We start from the raw sequence: 20085 nt of genomic DNA, 5'->3' as shown, positions 1-20085 counted from the left end.
CGTCGCACGTTACGGCCCTGGCCGTCAGTCTGGCCTGCACGATGGCAACGAAAAGCCGGATCTACCTTTCGGCAACAGTATCAGCGCGTCGGCGGTCCGGGGTGCGGCCACGAGCACGGCCACGGTCTCGCGCTGATCCGCGGGGCTAGCAGAGCCACAAACCCTTGGACCGCCCGCCGCATGCGGGAAAGGCCGTCACGCTTCCCCCGGCGTGGCGGCCTTTCGTAGTCGGGATTTATCATGTTCCGATGCAGGAAATCATGGCAGATTCAGGAAATCCGGCTATGCTTGCGGCACAAGGAAAGGCTTATACGGACCCATGGCGCGCGGTGAACTGATGAAGAAATTGCTGGCGAGCTACGGCAAGGATGAGGAGTTCCGTGCCGTTGCCGAGCAGATCATCAGTGAGGAAGAGAAGAAAAACAATCGCGTACTCGCGCGCTCCCTCCGCCGTTCACTTGATGCCGCGCCATCGCGCCCGACTAAACCCAAGGCGCTGGCGCCGCTCATTCCTTTCCCTGAAGCCGCAGGCGACTTCATCGAACTGGTGGAGCCGACGCACAACAAGCAGGATATCATCCTGTCGAGTGAGAATATCCGCATTTTCCTCGATCTTCTGCGGGAGTTTCGGCGGGCCGATGATGTCCGTCGTCGCGGCTTGCCTGTTCGTTCCAAGCTGTTGTTTTGCGGCCCTCCGGGCTGCGGCAAGACGCTCTGCGCGGAGATATTTGCAGCCGAGCTCGGCATGCCGCTCTACATCGTCAAGCTTGACCGCCTGATCTCCTCCTATCTGGGCGAGACCGCGACCAATGTCCGCAAGCTGTTCGAGTTCGCTCGCAAGCAGCCCACGGTCCTTTTCTTCGACGAATTTGATGCGCTAGCCCGCGCCCGCGAGGACGGGGGCGAGCACAATGAGCTGCGGCGCGTCGTCAACAGTCTGCTGATCTTCATCGACCGGATCGAGCCCAAGGGTTTTCTGGTCGCAGCCACCAATCTCGATCAATCGCTTGATCCGGCTATCTGGCGACGCTTCGATGAGGTGATCTGGTTCGATCCACCCGAAACCCGCATGATCGCGCGTTTTCTCACGATGAAGTTCAAGAATGTCGCGCTGGCTTTCGACCCGCAAACACATATTGGAGAGCTTTCGGGCTATTCCTATGCCGAGCTGGATCGCATCTGCATCCAGGCGATCAAGGCGTCGGTGATCGACAAACGAAAACAGGTCAGGGAGCAGGATTTCCTTCATGCCATCGCCGATGAACGACGCCGTCGGCGCAGAGCCGACCGAATGACCTCCTGACCCCCGCCGCGTGGCGCGTTATGATCACCTGCAGCTGTTGCGGCTGCCCGAACGCCTGCCCCGCCGCAAGAATGGTGGCGGTGGGCCTCCTCCCCAGCGCAATCCGCGCGGGCACAGTGATCGCCTGGGTCAGGAGCTCGGTCAGGCCGTAGCCGCCCAACGGCAGCGTCGTCGCCCCGATGCGGTCGATCCGTCGTTGATCCTGCGGGTCCGGATGAGCGGACCTTTGCTCGAGGAGGAATGGAATCGTGTCGGCCTGACCGTTCTGTCGAGCGACGAGGATCGCACACTCGTCCTCTTCTCTTCGAACGATGAATTGACCGAGTTCCAACGCAAGCTCGATGCCTATGGCCAGGGCGTCCAGCCTGGCCGGCAGAACCCGGCTTTCTCTTCGTTCATTGCCAATGTGGAGACGATTGCCGAAGTCGCGCCGCGCGATCGCATTGGCATGCGAGCCCGCGAAGCGGGCCTGGTCGATGTTGATGATTTCCAGGTCGGCGAGGCGTACATGGTTGATATCGAGCTCTGGGATCTTGGCGCCCGGGCTTTGCGCGAGCGCAAGATCGACGACATCGTTCGCTATGCAGAGGCGCGGGGCGCCGAGGAGCTCGACCGGCATATTGGTCCCAATCTCACGCTCGTCCGGCTTCAGTGCGATGGCGCAATTGCGCGCACCCTTCTGTCAATTGAGGAAATCGCCGAGGTCGATCTGCCTCCCGAGCCGGATCTGCTCGCGGCACAACACATCGACGATGCGCTGGGCGATGTGCCGGATGTGGAGGATCTCGACGAGAATGCGCCGCTCATCGGGATCATCGACAGCGGGATCAATGACCATCCTTTGATCGAGGATATCATCGTCGGGTCGATCGCCGTGCCGGATACGCTGGGTACAGCCGATGACCATGGGCATGGAACCTTTGTCGGGGGTATCGCGACCTTCGGCGATCTGCGCGCGCAATTGGGTGCTGGAGAACTGGTCCGGCACGCGCGCCTGTGTTCAGCCAAGGTGATCGACCACACCGGCAATTTCCCCAACCGGCGTCTCACGCCAAAGCTGATGCGCGAGGCGATCACCGGGCTTCATGAGCAATTCGGTTGCCGGATTTTTGTCATTTCGCTCGGTGATCGCACCAAGGTCGTCGAAGGCGGCAAGGTTGGTCCCTGGGCGCAGACGCTCGATGAACTGGTCCGCGAACTGGATATCGTCATCATCGTCGCGGCCGGCAACCGTCAGCCACGGCGCGGAATGCGCATCGAAGAGTCAGTCACCGACTATCCAGGCTACCTCATGGAGCCGGAGAACCGGCTGTGCGAACCGGCCGGCGGCATGAACATCGTCACTGTTGGTTCCGTCGCGCATAGCAATGGTCTTAGCACCCGCGCTCAGGACAATGTCGGGGTGCGTCCGATCACCGAAGCGTTTGAGCCCTCGCCATTCTCGCGCGCTGGTCCTGGCGTGCGCGGTGCGATCAAACCCGACTTTACCGACATTGGCGGTACGCTGATCTACGATGGCCCCACCGCCTCCCTCCAGGGCGGCGAAGTACGGCCCGAAGCCGGCGTGATGTCGCTCCACTACCGTCCTGTCGACCGGCTCTTCGCGGCGCGATCGGGCACATCCCATGCCGCGCCTCTCGTTGCGTTCAAGGCAAGCCAGATCCTGGCGCGCTTTCCCGACGCATCTGCCAACCTCGTTCGCGCCCTGCTCGCCACTAGCGCGGTCGCTCCGCCCGAGAGCGTTCGTCGCCTGGCTCTCCTGGGAGATACCGCTGGTCGAGCGCTGTTCGGTCATGGACGGGTCGATGCGGAACGGGCCGCCTTTTCCGACGATTCGCGGGTGATCCTCTATGCCGAGGATGAGCTCGCGATCGACCATTTCGCGGTCTACCAGATCCCGATCCCGGAGCTGTTCCAGACTGAACGGGGCCGCCGCACCATCCGTGTGAGCCTGGCTTTTGATCCGCCTGTGCGCCACAGCCGGCTCGATTATAATGGCGTATCGATGGGCTTCCGGCTCATCAGGGGCTGCGACCCCGACATGATCTTCGAGCATTTCCGGCGGCGTACAGCCGATGAAGCGCCGTTCCCTGAGATGGAAGCTCGCTACAACTGCAAGCTGCTGCCCAGTTCGACGGTTCGGGAAAAATCGAGCCTGCAATGTGCCAGTGTCAGCTTCTCACGCAATATCAGGGGCTATGGCGACAATTACTATCTCGTGGTGCGATGTGCCGGTGGCTGGGCTGGTGACGAGGGCCAGCAGGCCTTCGCTGTGACCGTTGAAATTTCGCACGAAGCCGAAGTGCCGCTGTACGAACGCCTGCGTCAACGTATCCGTGTCAGGGCATGACGGGGTTTTAGCAGGGACTCCGAACCCGCGGGGAGGCCGCGAGAGCCCTGTACGAGAGCAAGTCTGTGGTGCTGATGCCGATGATGGTGGCTATCCTGTTGCACTACGCTCATGATCGCCCAAACCTAGGCACGAAAATCTCTAACCGGCGCATGGCACATCGGCCAGCGATTCAGTCATCACCGAATTCCAACAGCGCTATCGTTCCTGACTTGTTCTGAGGGCGCCTGATGATAGTTTGTCGTTATGCGGCTGAACAACGTGACGGTAGAGGGCTATGACTATGCGACGCCTGTCGAGGATGCGCAGATCGATCAGGTCATCGATCTTGACCTCGGCGAGATTCCGAACGCCAAGGCCGTCATAGGCGGCCAGTTCTATCAGGATCTGGTCGACAACCGGGTCCAGATCGTGGAGCGTATGAACAGCGGCAGTCCGCGCTACCTTTGCTCGGAATGCCTCACGCCCGTCTATCTTGTGTCGACGCCGGATAAGCGGTTTTTCTTTCGGCATCGATCGGAGGAAGACGAATCCTGTTCCGCAAAAACCCGATCGGCACTGACGGCGGAAGAGATCACGGCGCGGAAATATCATGGCCTGCGCGAGAGCGCGCCGCACAAACATATCAAGAGCCTGATTGAGCGCAGCCTGAGGGCGGATATTGTCTTTTCTGACATTGCGGTTGAACGGAACTGGAAAGGCACCGATTCGAGGCGCTTCCGGCGGCCGGATGTTCAGGCCGCACATCCGCAAGGCAAGATCGCGTTCGAGGTGCAACTTTCCACGACCTTCCTCAGCGTAGTCGCCGGGCGCCGCTCCTTCTATCGAAGTGAGGGAGGTCTGCTGGTCTGGGTGTTTGGGTCTTTCGATGCCGGCTATCGACGTCTCACCACAGACGATCTGCTCTATTCCAACAATTCCAATATTTTCATCGTTGATGAGGAAACGACCGAACTTTCCGAACGGACTGGCATCTTCCACATTCGCTGCCATCATCGGATCCCGGTCAGGGACGGCGCGCAGGTTACTGATGCCTGGGAAGAGAAGGTGGTGGCCTTCGCTGACCTTACGCAGGACCGGGAGGGGCAGCGGCTTTTCCTGTTCGACTTTCAGGCAGCCGAGGCCGGATTGCGCGCAGCGATCCAGAAGGAGGCCGATGATGCCAAGGTCATGGCGATACGTATCGATCAGGCCGACCTCCACGAATTCTGGATGGAGCATGGCCGATCGTTTCGCCACACGCCGGAAAATCGTGCGACCTGGGAGCAATTGCGGGAACGATATGAACGTCGGGGGATAGATCTGCCCGAATTTCCCGACAGCCACGAAGCCACGCGAGTCATGCTATCCGCGCTCTACAGTGCGCGGGATGGAAAGCCGGTGGGTTACAAATTCTCCAAGCTGGTGCAGGTCGCGCATCAGGTCGCGGAGGCTTATCCAAGTCTGTTCATCGCTTTTTATAGCGCGGTCGATGCTTACGGTCATGTCGATCTTCTGAACAAACAGGATAGCAGCGGCAAATGGCGTGAGAGACTGAAGGGAGCCGAAGGGATATTCAGTCGTATCAAGCGCGACGATCCGGTGTTTCAGCCAGAGGACAGCGTCAGGACGTTGATGGATTTCCTGTTTCCTGAAATATCCGATCGTGTGGCAACGGCGGTAGAGCGGTATCGGGATAGCTTATTTTGAACGTAACAGGGAGTGATCGGGAGTGTTCTTTTCCGGAAATGACAAGAAGCAATATGCCGTCGCGGATGTCGGATCGGTTAAGGATTTAGGGAACGGCAGCGTACAGATATTTTTACGAAACTCGGATGAAGAAATCATCATCGACGAGGCACAATGGGACAGGGCCCTTGTCCGGACCCCTCAATCCTTTGTCCCCGCAGCTCCAGAGACATATGTGCTGGGAATTTGGTGGGCATCAGAAAACGAGGTCGGCGGATATTACAAGAAGGCAGTGATGGGCTGGTCAATCAGCGGTGACGGATATCTTCATCCCTGGACGGTGGACGGCGTGGATGATGGCCGCAATGATTTGCCTGCAATTCTTCAGCCCGACGGACAGGTGGAGGATCCAATCGACTGCCGATACGAAAATGTCACCGAATGGTATGAAGGGGCGAAGCGCAAAGCGCTGGAAATCGGCTATCATCATTACGCTCAGTTTTCGTGACCCGAAGGCGCCATCAGGCCTTCTCGTTCGATGAGGTGCGATCGGGGCTGGCCATGGGCCTATTCCAACGCAAAATGTATATCTCGCTGGCGGTCAGGCTGCTTCTTCCTGCTCCGAATCATTGCTGGCTTGGACAGGCTTGGTGAGCGCCATCGCGATCGCAGCTGAAACGGAGTTCGCCGCCGTCCTGACTGGGGCCGTTTTGAGATGAGCGTAGCGGGCCGTCGTCTGGACCTGGGTGTGGCCCAAAAGCTTGCCGATCATCGTCAGGTCTTCACCGAGTTCGAGCGCATCCGAAGCAAAGCTGTGACGTAGATCATGAATGCGTACATCCTCCAGACGTGCTCGTTTGCGGATGCGTCGCCAAGGGTGCTGCATGTCGGTCAAATGCCGCCCCTCGACATAGCCTGTGATGACATAAGGGTTCTTGTCGATTTTCTTGATGCCATCCAGGACCTCGAACACGGAATCGCCCACCGGCACGAGTTTGGCGCCTGTCTTCGAATCCGGCAGTCGCAGGACGCCTGCCTTGCGATCGACATACTCCCATTTGAGCGTCTGGATCTCGCCGAGGCGGCATCCGGTGAGCAGCAGGAGGCGAATGCAGTTGACGGCTTCAGGTTCGCTGGTCGCGTCACGTAAAACCTGTCCCAGGCGCGCGAGCTCATCTTCCGTCAAATAACGCTCGCGCTTCACTTCCTTGTATCGCTTGACCTTCCAGCAGGGGTTGGTTCCGTCAGTCAACACTTCCCAGTCGTTGGCGATCGTGAACATGACAGACAATACGCCCAAGGTACGATTGGCTTGATAGGGCTTGTCCTTCATCGAGGCGTGGAGAGCGACGATGTCGGCGCGGGTCACGTCGATCAGGCGATGTGACCCGAGCTTGGGATTGATGAACAATTCAACAGACCGCTTGTATTCGGCCTGTGTGGTTGCCTTGCAGTGGATGGCAACATGTTCGTCAAGGAAGCGCTGCCCGAATTCTTTCATTGTGGGCGAGGCCTTTTTGCGATCGCGGACGCTGGCCGGATCACCGCCCAACCGGACTTCCGACAAATGCTTCATCGCCTCGGTTCTGGCCTGGTCAGGGGTTAGGGCGCCATGAAGCCCGATATTGACCCGCCGCAGGCGCCCGCCGGCCCGGAACTGGGCGAGGTACATCTTTCGGCCGGTGGGATAGATGCGCAGGCCAAAGCCTTTCAGTTCATCATCCCACAGGAAGAATTCCTTGTCAGCAGGGGCGGCTGCATCGACCGCACGCTTCGTGATTTTGACCATCATCCACCTCGGCTTTTCCGGAACATCCGGAATCAAATCGGAATCAATCGGGAGGAAATTGCGTCGTTCCTGATCGTTCATCATCGTAAAGGGATGGCAAAAATAAATCAATAAAAACAGAAATATATGGTGCAATATCCATCGCTGGAGTAAGTCGTCCAAGACCGTGAAAATCGCCCCGTAGCTATCTCATAACCTGAAGGTCGCAGGTTCAAATCCTGCTCCCGCAACCAACCTTTCTGCCGATACGCACAAAAAAGGCGCCCTCCGGGGCGCCTTTTTGCGTTATCGGGGTGGCCGTGGACCGTCCGGCGCCGACCCATCCCTCCCCTCATGCGGCGAGCGCCGCCGAGATGCTCGCGTATGTCGGCAGTTCCGAACTCGGCCTGTCGAACGCGGACACGGAGCGACGACGGGCGGCGTTCGGTGCGAACCGCTTGCCCGTACCACCGGGCCGAAGCGCGCTGCGGCGGTTTCTTGCGCAGTTCAACAATATCCTGATCTACGTGCTGATCGCCGCCGCTGTGCTGACGGCGGGGCTCGGGCACGCCAGCGACGCCGGGGTCATTCTTGCGGTCGTGCTCGCGAACGCCGTCATCGGCTTCATCCAGGAAGGGCGTGCCGAACGCGCGATGGATGCGATCCGCGAGATGCTCGCCCCGCGCGCGAATGTGCTGCGTGGCGGCACGCGCCTGACCATTGCGGCCGAAGACCTGGTACCGGGCGATGTCGTTCTCCTGGATGCGGGCGACCGCGTTCCCGCCGATATCCGGCTTTTCCGAGCACGCGGCCTTGCCGTGCAGGAAGCGGTCCTCACCGGGGAATCCGTGCCGGTCGAGAAGCACAGCGATCCGGTGGCTGCCGAGGTCCCGCTCGGCGATCGCACGGGCATGGCGTTCAGCGGTACGCTGGTGACAAGCGGTCTCGGACGCGGCGTCGTGGTGGCAACCGGCGCGGCGACCGAGATCGGACGGGTCAGCGGACTGCTCTCGCAGGTCGAACCGCTCACCACGCCGCTCGTTCGCCAGATGGATGTATTCGCGCGCTGGCTGACTCTGTTCATCCTGTTCATCGCCGCGCTGCTGCTGCTTTACGGCTCGCTCGTTGCCGGGCGCGACTTTGCCGAGATGTTCATGATCGTGGTGGGCCTGTCGGTCGCAGCGATCCCCGAGGGTCTGCCGGCCGTGCTCACGATCACGCTCGCCGTGGGCGTCCAGGCCATGGCGCGGCGGAATGCCATCGTGCGCCACCTTCCGGCGATCGAAACATTGGGCGCCGTCTCGGTGATCTGCACCGACAAGACGGGCACGCTGACGCGAAACGAGATGATGGCCGCCTCCGCCTCCGTCGATCGTCGCACTTTCTTGCTCGAGGGCGACGGCTATGCGCCGACCGGCAAGCTGACGCTGAACGGAACATCCGCGGCGGAAGAGGATCATCCGGGACTTCAGGCACTCGCCCGCGCCGCAGCGGCGTGCAACGACGCGGGCCTTCGGCATCAGGAAGGCACCTGGAGCGCGGAGGGCGATCCGATGGAAGCCGCGCTGCTGGCTTTCGCCGCGAAGATCGGCGTCGACTGGCAAGCGCTGCGGCATCAGGCGCCGCGCAGCGACGTGCTTCCATTCGATGCGCGGCACCGCTTCATGGCGACGCTCAATCGCACCGGCAGCGGCGGCGTCATCTATGTGAAGGGCGCGCCCGAGCGGATCGTAGCGATGTGCGGGACCGAATTCGACGGCACCGACGAGCAGCCGATCGACCGCGCCTATTGGCGCGCCGAGGCCGAACGCATCGCCAGCAGTGGCGAGCGCGTGCTCGCCTTCGCGATGCGCCGCGCCGGTCCGGGGCAAACGACGCTGGAGTCCGGCGATCTCGATGATGCACTCGTCATGTTGGGCCTCGTCGGTCTCATCGATCCGCCGCGGCCCGAGGCCGTCGCTGCCGTGGCGGAGTGTCGGGCCGCGGGAATTCGCGTCAAGATGATCACCGGGGATCATGCGGGCACGGCAGCGGCGATCGGCCGCCACGTCGGTCTCGCCAATCCCGCACGCGTGCTGACGGGCACCGATCTTGATCGGTTGGACGATGCTGCGCTTGCCGACGCCGTGCTCGACGTCGACGTGTTCGCGCGCACCAGCCCCGAGCACAAGCTGCGGCTGGTGATGGCGCTTCAGGCGCGCGGCCTCACCGTCGCGATGACGGGAGACGGCGTGAACGATGCGCCCGCCCTGAAGCGTGCCGACGCCGGAATCGCCATGGGCTGCAAGGGCAGCGAGGCGGCGAAGGAGGCGGCGAGCCTGGTGCTCGCGGACGACAATTTCGCCTCGATCGCCGCCGCCGTGCGCGAGGGGCGTACGGTCTACGAAAACATCCGCAAGGTGATCAGCTGGACGCTGCCCACCAACGCGGGCGAAGCCGTCACGATCATCTTCGCGCTGCTGTTCGGCCTCGCGCTGCCGGTCACGCCGATCCAGATCCTCTGGGTCAACATGGTGACGGATGTCACGCTCGGCCTCGCGCTCGCCTTCGAGCCTGCCGACGCGGCCACCATGCGCCGGCCGCCGCGGCCGCGCAGCGAGCCGCTGCTGACGCGCGCCTTCATCTGGCACATCGTGCTCGTATCGGGACTGTTCCTCGCGGGCGTGCTCGGCATGTACGGCTACGCCGTGGAGCGGGGGCATTCCGTCGAAACCGCGCGCACGATCGCGGTCAACACGCTTGTCGTGATGGAGATCTTCCATCTGTTCTATATCCGCAACCTGCGGGGGACATCGCTCAGCTGGCGGCTGGTGCGCGGCACGCGGGTCACCTGGGCGATGGTCGGGCTCGTCACCGCGGCGCAGTTCGCGATCACGTACGTTCCCGTGTTGCAGCGGATTTTCGGAACCGCGGCGGTGCCGCTGCGCGAGGGCTTGCTCGTCGTGGGCGTGGGCGCCGTGATGCTCGCGATCATCGAGGCGGAAAAGCAGCTGCGGCTTGCCTTCGCCAGGCCACGGGATGGGGCGGCCTGACACTCCCAAGGGGATGCGGAACGCACCCGAATCGCGCTAGGAGTCTCCCAAACCCCCGAGGAGGAGCTTCACATGCGCGACTATCTGAAATTCTACATCAATGGCGAATGGGTCGATCCCGCGGGCGACGCGAAAACGCTCGACGTGCTCAACCCCGCGACCGAAGCCGTCGCCGGGCGCATCAGCCTCGGCTCCGCGGAGGATGTCGACCGCGCGGTGAAGGCCGCGAAGGCCGCGTTCCACAGCTTCTCGCGCACCAGCCGCGCCGAGCGGCTCGAGCTTCTGCAGGCGATCCTCGCCGAATACACAAAGCGCAGCGGCGAGATGGCCGAGGCGATTACCGAGGAAATGGGCGCGCCCGCGTGGCTTGCGAAGAGCGCGCAGGCCGCGATCGGCGCGGGCCATCTGCACACCGCGATCGAGGTGCTGAAGACCTACAGGTTCCACGAGCCGCGCGGCACGACGATGATCGCGAAGGAGCCGATCGGCGTGTGCGGGTTCATCACGCCGTGGAACTGGCCGATCAACCAGATCGCCTGCAAGGTTGCGCCCGCGCTTGCGACGGGCTGCACGATGGTGCTGAAGCCTTCCGAAATCGCGCCGTTCTCGGCGTGGCTGTGGACCGAGATCCTGCACGCGGCGGGCGTTCCGAAGGGCGTCTACAATCTCGTGAACGGCGACGGGCCGACCGTGGGCGCGGCGATCTCGTCGCACCCGGACGTCGACATGGTGAGCTTCACCGGTTCGACGCGCGCGGGTATCGAAGTCGCCAAGGCCGCCGCGCCGACCGTGAAGCGCGTCGCGCAGGAGCTTGGCGGCAAGTCGCCCAACATTCTGGTCGACGATGACGGCTTCGGCGATGCGGTGAAGCGGGGCGTCGCGCATGTCTTCAACAACTCCGGCCAGTCGTGCAACGCGCCGACGCGCATGTTCGTGCCGCAGGGCCGCATGGACGAGGCGAAGGCAGTGGCGAAGGCGACCGCCGAGGCATGGGCGCCGGGCGACCCCAACGGCAATGCGCGCATGGGGCCGGTCGTTTCCGAGCTGCAGTGGACCAAGATCCAGGGCCTCATCCAGAAGGGCATCGACGAAGGCGCCGAGCTCGTAGCGGGCGGCACCGGCAAGCCCGAGGGGCTGGAAACCGGCTATTACGTGAAGCCCACGGTTTTCGCCAACGTCACCAACGACATGACGGTGGCGCGCGAGGAGATCTTCGGGCCCGTCGTCTCCATTCTCGGCTACGACAGCCTCGACCGCGCGATCGAAGAGGGCAACGACACCGTCTACGGCCTCGCTGCCTACGTGCAGGCGAAGGATATCGAGAAGGCGCGCGAGATCGCGTCGCAGCTGCGCGCCGGGCAGGTCATCATCAATGGCGCGGGCAGCGACCTGATGGCGCCGTTCGGCGGCTACAAACAATCGGGTAACGGCCGCGAATGGGGCGACCATGCGTTCGGCGAGTTCCTCGAGACGAAAGCGATGATCGGCTACGGCGAAGCTGTCGCTGCCGAGTAATCAGTCCTGCGCGTCCGGCACCACGCGGTAAAGGACGCGCAGCACGACGAGGACGGTGAGCCCGAGCAGCGTGCCGATCACCACGAGCGGCACCTGCCCGGCCCCGCACGCGATGCCGACGGCGGCGCAAAGCCAGATGTTGGCCGCGGTCGTCAGGTTCTTCACCTTGTCGCCGCGTACGAAGATCAGGCCTGCGGCGATGAAGCCGACCGCCTGCGCGAGGCCTTCGATCGCGCGCAGCGGATCGGGCTGGGCTTCGGGGCTCTTGACGGCTTCGAACATCATGAGCGCCGAAATCACGATCATCGCCGAGCTCAGCGACACGAGCGCGTGCGTGCGAAGCCCCGCCTCGTGCCCGCGCATTTCCCGATCAAAACCGAACGCCAGCCCGATTGCGGTCGCGGCACCCAGCCGTATGGCGATTTCCTCCCAGGTCATGACTGCTGAATTGCCGTAAGAGGCAAAAGGTTCCTCGCCGACCGGCTGCGGCCTTATCAGTAGCGCGAGCTACGCGCCGCGCCGCCTGCCCCCCATACTCCGGGCGAATACCAGCACGGAGGCCTCTGAATGTCCCTTCGCACACCGATCTGTGATCTGCTCGGCATCGAACACCCGATCCTGCTCGCCGGCATGGGCGGCGTTTCCTATGCCGAGGTGTGCGCGGCGGTTTCGAACGCGGGCGGCTTCGGTTCGCTCGGCATGGCGGGCACCAGCCCTGCCTTCATCCGCGAGCAGATGAAGCGCGTGAAGGATCTGACCGACAAGCCCTTCGGCGTCGATCTCCTCGCCGCGCAGCCCGAAACGCTCACGACAAGCGTCGATGTGATCATCGAAGAGGGCGCGAAGGCGTTTATCGCTGGGCTCGGCGTGCCGACGCCCATCCTTGCGCAGCTGAAGGCGGCTGGCCTTGTCGTCATGTCGATGTGCGGCACGGTCGGCCATGCCCGGAAGGCGGCCGCGGCGGGCTGCGATGTGGTGATCGCGCAGGGCACCGAGGGCGGCGGGCACACCGGCAAGGTGGCGAGCGCCGCGCTCTGGCCGCAGTGCGTCGATGCGGTCGACGTTCCGGTGATCGCCGCGGGCGGGCTTTATGACGGGCGCGGCCTCGCCGCTGCGCTCGCCTTCGGGTGTCAGGGCGTCTGGATGGGCACGCGCTTCATCGCCAGCCACGAGGCGCACGCGGGCCAGGCCTACAAGGATGCGATCGTCGCGATGCGCGACGATTCAACAACGATCAGCCGGGGCTTCACGGGCAAGACGCTGCGCGCCATCGCCAACGACACCACCGAGTATTTCGATCGGCATCCCGAGGAACTGAAGCCGTTCCCGCTTCAGGTGATGGAAGCCGCGCAGGCGAACCGGCTGGGGCCGATTGCCGGAATCCTCGACGTTGATCCGGCGACGCAGTGCCTCGCGGCGGGGCAGGGCGGCGGCGGCGTCGATGCGATTCTGAGCTGCGCCGAGATCGTCGCGCGCACGCTCGCCGAGACGAAGGCGGCTTTAAGCCGGCTGCGTGCTTTCGGCTGAGGCCATCGCGAGCGCGGCGGCGTAATCGGGCGCGAAGCGCACCTTGCCGCTGCGGGGGCCGAGGTCATTGCGGCGCAGCACCTGCGCGGGCTGGGGCTGCACGCTTGAGAAAATCACCGCGGCGCCGTGTCTGTGCGCCATGCTGACGAAATCCTTGATGCCTTCGACCCCGCTCGCGTCGAGCAGCGGCACCTCGCGCATCCGCAGGATGATGACACGCGGCGGCTGGCCCATCCGGCGCAGCGTTTCAACGAGATCGGAGGCGACGCCGAAGAAGAACGGCCCGCTGATGCGGAACACCTCTACGCCCGGCGGCAGGTCGTCCCGCTGCCCGGCATCCTCGGTTTCCACCTCGCGCACCGTAACGGCGACCGTGCGGCTCATCCGTTCCATGAACATCAGGCTGGCGAGCGTGACGCCGACACCGATCGCCACGGTAAGGTCGACGAGCACGGTAAGCGCGAAGGTCAGCAGCAGCACGACGCGGTCGCCCACCGGCATCGCGCGGATGCGCAGGAGCCGCTCGTACTCGCTCATCCCCCACGCCACCATGAACAGGATCGCGGCGAGCGCCGCCATGGGGATATAGCCCATCAGCTTCGTGCCGAAGGCCATGAACAGCAGCAGGAACAGCGCGTGGAATATGCCCGCAACCGGCGTGCGCCCGCCCGCGCGGATGTTGGTCGCGGTGCGCGCGATGGCGCCCGTCGCCGGCAGCCCGCCGAACAGCGCGGAGGCGAGATTGGCCACGCCTTGCCCGACGAGTTCCTGGTTGGAACGGTGCCGATATCCGGTCATGCCGTCGGCGACGACGGCGGAGAGCAGCGCTTCGATTCCGGCAAGGAACGCAATCGTGAACGCCGCCGGCAGCACGGCCGTCACCTTGTCGAGCCCGAGCGCCGGTATGTGCGGCATCGGAAGCCCGGAGGGGATGTTCGGGAAACGCGAGCCGACGGTATCGACGGCAAGCCCGAGCAGCGAGACGGCGAGTGCCGCAACGACCACGGCGACGAGGAAACCCGGCACTTTCGGCGCGAAACGGCGCAGCACGATGATGATGCCGAGCGACACGGCGCCGACCGCGAGCGTGGCAAGGTCGATGGTCCCGATCGCCTGCCCATAGGCGGCGATCTTGGGCAGGAAGTCGGCGGGCACCTCTGCCATGCGCAGGCCGAGAAAGTCCTTTACCTGCGTTGCCGCGATGATGACCGCGATGCCGGCGGTGAAGCCGGTGACGACGGGGTGCGGGATGAACTTGATGAGGCTGCCCAGCCGCGCGTAGCCCGCCACGAGCAGGATCGCGCCCGCCATCAGCGTGGCGAGCACGAGCCCGTCATAGCCATGCTCTGCGATGATGTTGAACACGACGACGACGAAGGCGCCGGTCGGCCCGCCGATCTGCGTGCGCGAACCTCCGAGCGCGGAGATCAGGAACCCGGCGACGACCGCCGTCACCAGCCCCTTGTCGGGCGAAGCGCCGCTCGCGATGCCGAGCGCCATGGCAAGCGGCAGCGCGACGATGGCGACGGTCAAGCCCGCAAGCGCATCGGCGCGCAACCCGGCCAAGCCGTAGCCTTCGCGGAGCACGGTTACGAGCTTCGGCGTGAATGAAGCGGGCAGGACGCCAGACATCGGCAACTCCCCCGGGAATCTCACAGGATGTCGCCTTGCTAGGCCCGAATTATGGCAAAATCATCCCGGAATGTTCCGGAAACCGGGGCACGGGCTGTGGGCAAACCCGCCTACCCCTCTTGCGGTGTCCCCGCAGCTCGCAGGATCGCCTTCTTGATGCGCGGGTAGGTTCCGCAGCGGCAGAGATTGGTGATTCCCGTCTTGATGTCGTCTTCGGTAGGCTTCGGCGTGTCTTTCAGGAACGCCGCCGCCGCCATGATCATGCCTGGCTGGCAATAGCCGCATTGCGGCACCTGCTCGGCGATCCATGCCTGCTGCACGGGGTGGCTGCCGTCTTTCGACAGGCCCTCGATCGTGGTGACGAACGTGCCTTCGATGTCGCCGATGTTCACCTGGCAGCTGCGCTGTGCCTGCCCGTCGATGTGCACTGTGCAGGCGCCGCAAAGCCCCGCCCCGCAGCCGAACTTGGTGCCGGTAAGGTTCATTGCGTCGCGCAGTGCCCAGAGCAGCGGCGTTTCGGCCGGCAGGTCAAAAGCGACAGGATTGCCGTTGATGGTGAAGCGAGTCATGACGAGGTGAGATTTAGCCGGGGAGAGAGCCGAATGGAACTGCAAACGCTGTCGCTCGCCGTGGCGGACGGAATCGCGCGCGTGACGATGACGCGAGGGCAGGCGTTCAACACCATGACCGAAGCGTTCTGGACTGAGATCGTGGACGTTTTCGAAGCGATCGAGGCGGACCCGTCGGTGCGCGCGGTGCTGATCGTTTCGACCGGCAAGCACTTCACCGCAGGGCTCGATCTCGAATGGGCGGGTGCGGACCTGCTGGCAGCGGGAGACGGGGAAATCGCCCGGCAGCGGCTCGCGCTGCGCCGCAAGGTCAAGGCGATGCAGAAGAGCTTCACGGTTGTCGACACGTGCAAGGCGCCGGTGATCGCGGTGGTGCAGGGCGGCTGCATCGGCGGCGGCGTCGATCTCGTCACGGCCTGCGATATCCGCATCGGCACGGCGGATTGTTTTTTCAGTATTCAGGAGATCAACGTCGGCATCGTCGCCGATGTCGGCACGCTGCAGCGCATCCCGCATCTGCTGCCGCAGGGGCTGGTGCGCGAACTCGCCTACACGGGGCGGCGGTTTATGGCGGACGAAGCCGTGCGCCAGGGCTTCCTGAACCGCGCCCTGCCCACGCACGACGAGGCGATCGCCGCCGGCGAGGCGCTGGCGCGGGAGATCGCATCGAAATCGCCCGTCGCCATTCAGGGCACCAAGGCGGTGCTGAATCGCGGCCGCGACCAGAGCATCGCCGAGGGGCTCGATTATGTGGCGATCTGGAATTCGGCGTTCCTGCCGGGTGCGGATCTCGGCGAGGCGATGGGCGCGCAGCTGCAGAAGCGGCCGCCCCGCTTCGAGGATGCGGTTTGAACCACGGCGCGCGCTGGAAAGCGCCGGGTGCGGCAAGCTATCGCTTGTTCGCGAATCGGCGCGCATCTATAAGGCGCGCCAAATCGATTCCGTCGGTGCGTTCGCGCGCCGACCGTCCGTATGGGAACTAGTGGGGGTTTGATGCGCGGATTTAACAGCCGTTTCAGGGCATTGGCCGTCGCCGCAGCGCTGACGTTCGGCGCCGTTCAGGCACAGGCGCAGGACGCGGCGGCTCCGGCCGCCGCCACGGTCGAGCAGGCTGCTGAAGCCGCTCCGGTCGCGGAAACGGCGGCACCTGCCGTCAATCTGGCGAACATGGGCACAGCGCCCGACGCCACGATCGGCCAGCCGCAGGGCGGCTGGCACATTCAGCCGCAGGTGACCGAGCTTGGTCAGCGCGGTTCGGATTTCAACACCGCGCTGCTCCTCATCATGGGCGTGATCACGGCCTTCGTGTTCGCATTGCTGATCTGGTCGATGTTCCGATTCCGCCGCAGCGCGAATCCTGTCCCTTCGAAGACGACGCACAACGTGTTCATCGAGGTGGTGTGGACGCTGGTGCCCGTGCTCGTGCTCGTCGGCATCGCCATCCCCTCGTTCAAGCTGCTCGCCGCGCAATATGATCCGCCGAAGGCCGATCTCACGATCAAGGCGACCGGCCACCAGTGGTACTGGAGCTACGAATATCCCGATCAGGGCAGCTTCGGCTTCGATGCGGTGATGCTCTCGGATGCGGACGCCGCGAAGGCGAACGAGCCGCGCAACCTCGCGACCGACAACCGCGTCGTCGTCCCCGTCGGCGCCGTCGTGAAGGTGCTGCTGACCGCGTCTGACGTGATCCACAGCTGGGCGGTTCCGGCCTTCTGGGTGAAGATGGATGCCGTTCCCGGCCGCGTGAACGAAACCTGGTTCAAGGCCGATCGCGAAGGCCTTTACTACGGCCAGTGCTCGGAGCTTTGCGGCACCAAGCACGGCTTCATGCCGATCGCGGTCGAGGTCGTGTCGAAGGACAAGTTCGACGCATGGGTCGCCGCGCGCCAGGCTGATGCCGGTGTCGAGGTTGCCGCTGCAGCGCCTGCGGCTGCGGCGCCCACCGCTGCGGCGCCTGCGGCCGACGCCCCCGCCGCACCGGAAGCGGCGCCTGCCGCTGCCGCCGAAACGCTTTAAGATCAAGTTCGGGTAGGAACGACACTCATGGCCGAGACCACCGCCGCCCACTACGACGCCCACGGCGATCACGCCCACGCGCATCACGACGATCATCACACGCCGGGCTTCTTCGCCCGCTGGTTCCTGTCCACGAACCACAAGGACATCGGGACGCTGTACCTGATCTTCGCGATCGTCGCGGGTATCATCGGCGGCGCGATCTCGGGCATCATGCGCCTCGAGCTTGCCGAGCCGGGTATGCAGTATCTGCCCGGTTGGGTCGGCGGCAACGTTGATGCCGCGTATCACATGTGGAACGCGTTCATCACCGCGCACGGTCTCATCATGGTGTTCTTCATGGTGATGCCCGCGATGATCGGCGGCTTCGGCAACTGGTTCGTTCCCATCATGATCGGCGCGCCGGACATGGCGTTCCCGCGCATGAACAACATCTCATTCTGGCTCATCATTCCGGCCTTCCTGCTGCTGCTCGCCTCGATGTTCGTCGAAGGGCCGGCAGGCTTCAATGGCGCGGGTACGGGCTGGACGGTCTATCCGACACTGTCGACGACCGGCCATCCCGGGCCGGCGGTCGACCTTGCGATCTTCTCGCTGCACCTCGCGGGCGCGTCGTCGATCCTCGGCGCGATCAATTTCATCACCACCATCTTCAACATGCGCGCGCCGGGCATGACGCTGCACAAGATGCCGCTGTTCGTGTGGTCGGTGCTCGTCACGGCGTGGCTGCTGCTGCTCTCGCTCCCGGTTCTCGCCGGCGCGATCACCATGATGCTGACGGACCGCAACTTCGGCACGACGTTCTTCGATCCGGCCGGCGGCGGTGACCCCGTGCTCTACCAGCACCTGTTCTGGTTCTTCGGTCACCCCGAAGTGTACATCATGATCCTGCCGGGCTTCGGCATCATCAGCCAGATCGTGGCGACGTTCAGCCGCAAGCCCGCCTTCGGCTACCTCGGCATGGCCTATGCGATGGTTGCGATCGGCTTCATCGGCTTCATCGTGTGGGCGCACCACATGTACACGGTCGGCCTCGACGTGAACGTGAAGCTCTACTTCACGGCCGCGACGATGATCATCGCGGTGCCCACCGGCATCAAGATCTTCTCGTGGATCGCTACCATGTGGGGCGGCTCGATCAGCTTCGAAACGCCGATGCTGTGGGCGATCGGCTTCATCATCATGTTCACGCTCGGCGGCGTCACCGGCGTCGTTCTGTCGAACGCGGGCGTCGATACGATCATGCACGACACCTACTACGTGGTGGCGCACTTCCACTACGTGCTCTCGCTCGGCGCGGTGTTCGCGCTGTTCGCGGGCTTCTACTACTGGTTCCCGAAGATGTCGGGCCGGATGTACAACGAGTTCCTCGGCAAGCTGCACTTCTGGGTGTTCTTCATCGGCGTGAACGTGATGTTCTTCCCGATGCACTTCCTGGGCCAGGATGGTATGCCGCGCCGCTACCCGGATTATCCGGATGCGTTCGCCTACTGGAACCACATCGCGTCGCTCGGCTACGTCATCATGGCCGTGGGCATGGTGTTCTTCTTCGTGAACGTCATCATCTCGCTGATCGGCGGCAAGAAGGCTGCCGACAATCCGTGGGGTGAGGGTGCAACGACGCTCGAGTGGACGCTGTCTTCGCCACCGCCGTTCCACCAGTTCGAAACGCTGCCGGAAATCAAGTAAGGCACATTGGTGGCCAGCGTACCCGCCGTTTCCGTCACGCCGGTCAGCGACTTCGCTGACTGGCGCGACTATTTCGCGCTGCTAAAGCCGCGCGTGATGACGCTCGTCGTCTTCACGGGGCTTTGCGGCCTGCTGGCGGCGCCTGGCCATATCCACCCGGTGATCGGCTTCACGGCGGTGCTTTGCATCGCGGTCGCGGCCGGCGCTTCGGGCGCGCTCAACATGTGGTACGAGGCCGATCTCGATGCGCGCATGAAGCGCACGGCGAATCGGCCCATCCCGGCCGGGCGCATCGACCCGGCTTCGGCATTCGGCTTCGCCGTCAGCCTCGCCATCGGCGCAGTCGCCGTGATGGCGCTCGCCGTGAACTTCGCGTCGGCGCTGCTGCTCACCGTCTCGATCCTGTTCTACGTGTTCGTCTACACGGTCTGGCTGAAGCGCCGCACGCCGCAGAACATCGTCATCGGCGGTGCCGCCGGCGCGTTTCCGCCGGTGATCGGCTGGGCGGCGGTCACGGGCGACGTGACGGCACTGCCGATCCTGCTGTTCGCGCTCGTTTTCCTGTGGACGCCGCCGCATTTCTGGAGCCTCGCGCTCTTCGTTCGCGGCGACTACGCGAACGCGGGCGTGCCGATGCTTCCCGTGACGCACGGCGAGCGTGCGACACGCATCCATATCCTTGCCTATACGCCGCTCCTTGTTGCGGTCAGCCTGCTGCCATGGGCGATGCGCCTCACCGGCGTAATCTACGGCGTGACGGCGGCGTTGCTCGGCGCGGTGTTCATGACGCTTGCCGTCGCGGTGTTCCGGAACGATGCGACCGATCCCGCCGCGATGCGCCCCGAGCGCCGCCTGTTTGCCTTCTCCGTCCTCTATCTCTTCGTCATGTTCGGCGCGCTCGTCGCCGATCGCTGGCTGCTGGCTTGATCATGGCGGACGACGACCTTCAGAAGAAGCGGAAGAGCCGCAATCTCGTGCTCGGCGCGGTGCTCATCGGGCTTGCCGTGCTGTTC

General features: G+C 63.8%; 15 protein-coding genes. 11 read left to right on the top strand and 4 right to left on the bottom strand.

All coding sequences use genetic code 11. From position 1 onward, the window contains the following. Positions 1 to 319 precede the first annotated feature (319 nt). From H2052_RS04370 to H2052_RS04355, 4 genes are all read left to right on the top strand, one after another. Positions 320 to 1303 carry an ATP-binding protein gene (locus H2052_RS04370; RefSeq protein ID WP_006963521.1) on the top strand — a complete coding sequence of 328 codons (984 nt, stop codon included), beginning with the start codon at positions 320 to 322 and terminating at the stop codon, positions 1301 to 1303. Between the two features lie 10 nt (positions 1304 to 1313). Next, the gene (locus H2052_RS04365; RefSeq protein WP_006963523.1) at positions 1314 to 3653 is read left to right on the top strand and encodes a S8 family peptidase; all 2340 of its coding nucleotides are present in this window, start codon (positions 1314 to 1316) and stop codon (positions 3651 to 3653) included. 246 nt (positions 3654 to 3899) lie between these two features. Beyond that, complete coding sequence (locus H2052_RS04360; RefSeq protein ID WP_006963525.1) at positions 3900 to 5342, top strand: DUF6035 family protein; 1443 nt, start codon at positions 3900 to 3902, stop codon at positions 5340 to 5342. A gap of 22 nt (positions 5343 to 5364) precedes the next feature. After that, positions 5365 to 5829, top strand: coding sequence for a hypothetical protein (locus tag H2052_RS04355; protein WP_037491793.1), 465 nt, complete (start codon positions 5365 to 5367; stop codon positions 5827 to 5829). 93 nt (positions 5830 to 5922) lie between these two features. Here the strand turns inward: H2052_RS04355 and H2052_RS04350 are convergent, their stop codons facing one another. After that, complete coding sequence (locus H2052_RS04350) at positions 5923 to 7272, bottom strand: site-specific integrase (protein WP_006963536.1); 1350 nt, start codon at positions 7270 to 7272, stop codon at positions 5923 to 5925. Between the two features lie 137 nt (positions 7273 to 7409). Here H2052_RS04350 and H2052_RS04345 point away from each other — a divergent pair, with 137 nt between their 5' ends. Both H2052_RS04345 and H2052_RS04340 read left to right on the top strand, forming a co-directional pair. Further along, complete coding sequence (locus tag H2052_RS04345; RefSeq protein WP_293778543.1) at positions 7410 to 10121, top strand: cation-transporting P-type ATPase; 2712 nt, start codon at positions 7410 to 7412, stop codon at positions 10119 to 10121. Between the two features lie 72 nt (positions 10122 to 10193). Continuing rightward, positions 10194 to 11636 carry an aldehyde dehydrogenase family protein gene (locus H2052_RS04340; protein ID WP_293778540.1) on the top strand — a complete coding sequence of 481 codons (1443 nt, stop codon included), beginning with the start codon at positions 10194 to 10196 and terminating at the stop codon, positions 11634 to 11636. Here the strand turns inward: H2052_RS04340 and H2052_RS04335 are convergent, their stop codons facing one another. Further along, on the bottom strand, positions 11637 to 12074 hold the full coding sequence (locus H2052_RS04335; protein WP_293778537.1) for an MgtC/SapB family protein: 438 nt from the start codon (positions 12072 to 12074) through the stop codon (positions 11637 to 11639). It abuts the gene before it with no gap. Positions 12075 to 12203: 129 nt separating this feature from the next. On the opposite strand from H2052_RS04335, the gene H2052_RS04330 reads away from it, so the two are divergent. Further along, positions 12204 to 13163 carry a nitronate monooxygenase gene (locus tag H2052_RS04330; RefSeq protein WP_293778534.1) on the top strand — a complete coding sequence of 320 codons (960 nt, stop codon included), beginning with the start codon at positions 12204 to 12206 and terminating at the stop codon, positions 13161 to 13163. On the opposite strand, the gene sulP is transcribed toward H2052_RS04330, so the two are convergent. After that, on the bottom strand, positions 13137 to 14795 hold the full coding sequence (gene sulP / locus H2052_RS04325) for a sulfate permease (RefSeq protein WP_293778532.1): 1659 nt from the start codon (positions 14793 to 14795) through the stop codon (positions 13137 to 13139). The genes H2052_RS04330 and sulP overlap by 27 nt on opposite strands. Positions 14796 to 14905: 110 nt before the next feature. After that, positions 14906 to 15364: a (2Fe-2S)-binding protein gene (locus H2052_RS04320; protein WP_293778529.1), complete on the bottom strand. Its 459-nt coding sequence runs from the start codon at positions 15362 to 15364 to the stop codon at positions 14906 to 14908. Positions 15365 to 15397: 33 nt separating this feature from the next. On the opposite strand from H2052_RS04320, the gene H2052_RS04315 reads away from it, so the two are divergent. The 4 genes from H2052_RS04315 to H2052_RS04300 all read left to right on the top strand — a co-directional run bounded on the left by H2052_RS04315 (position 15398) and on the right by H2052_RS04300 (position 19999). Beyond that, entirely contained in the window at positions 15398 to 16216 is an 819-nt protein-coding gene (locus H2052_RS04315; RefSeq protein ID WP_293778526.1) for a crotonase/enoyl-CoA hydratase family protein, read from the top strand. A gap of 141 nt (positions 16217 to 16357) precedes the next feature. Beyond that, positions 16358 to 17383 carry a cytochrome c oxidase subunit II gene (coxB, locus tag H2052_RS04310; RefSeq protein WP_293778524.1) on the top strand — a complete coding sequence of 342 codons (1026 nt, stop codon included), beginning with the start codon at positions 16358 to 16360 and terminating at the stop codon, positions 17381 to 17383. A gap of 27 nt (positions 17384 to 17410) precedes the next feature. Further along, a complete protein-coding gene (gene ctaD / locus H2052_RS04305; RefSeq protein ID WP_293778522.1) occupies positions 17411 to 19072 on the top strand; it encodes a cytochrome c oxidase subunit I in 1662 nt (553 codons plus the stop codon). A gap of 9 nt (positions 19073 to 19081) precedes the next feature. Beyond that, positions 19082 to 19999, top strand: a complete 918-nt coding sequence (locus tag H2052_RS04300; RefSeq protein WP_293778519.1) for a heme o synthase — start codon at positions 19082 to 19084, stop codon at positions 19997 to 19999. The last annotated feature ends 86 nt before the right edge of the window (positions 20000 to 20085 follow it).

It is taken from the genome of Sphingosinicella sp. (assembly GCF_013911755.1).
Classification (GTDB): Bacteria; Pseudomonadota; Alphaproteobacteria; order Sphingomonadales; family Sphingomonadaceae; genus Sphingosinicella.
The sequence above is the reverse complement of the archived record's forward strand: the minus strand, read 5'-3'. Positions and strand labels throughout refer to the sequence as shown.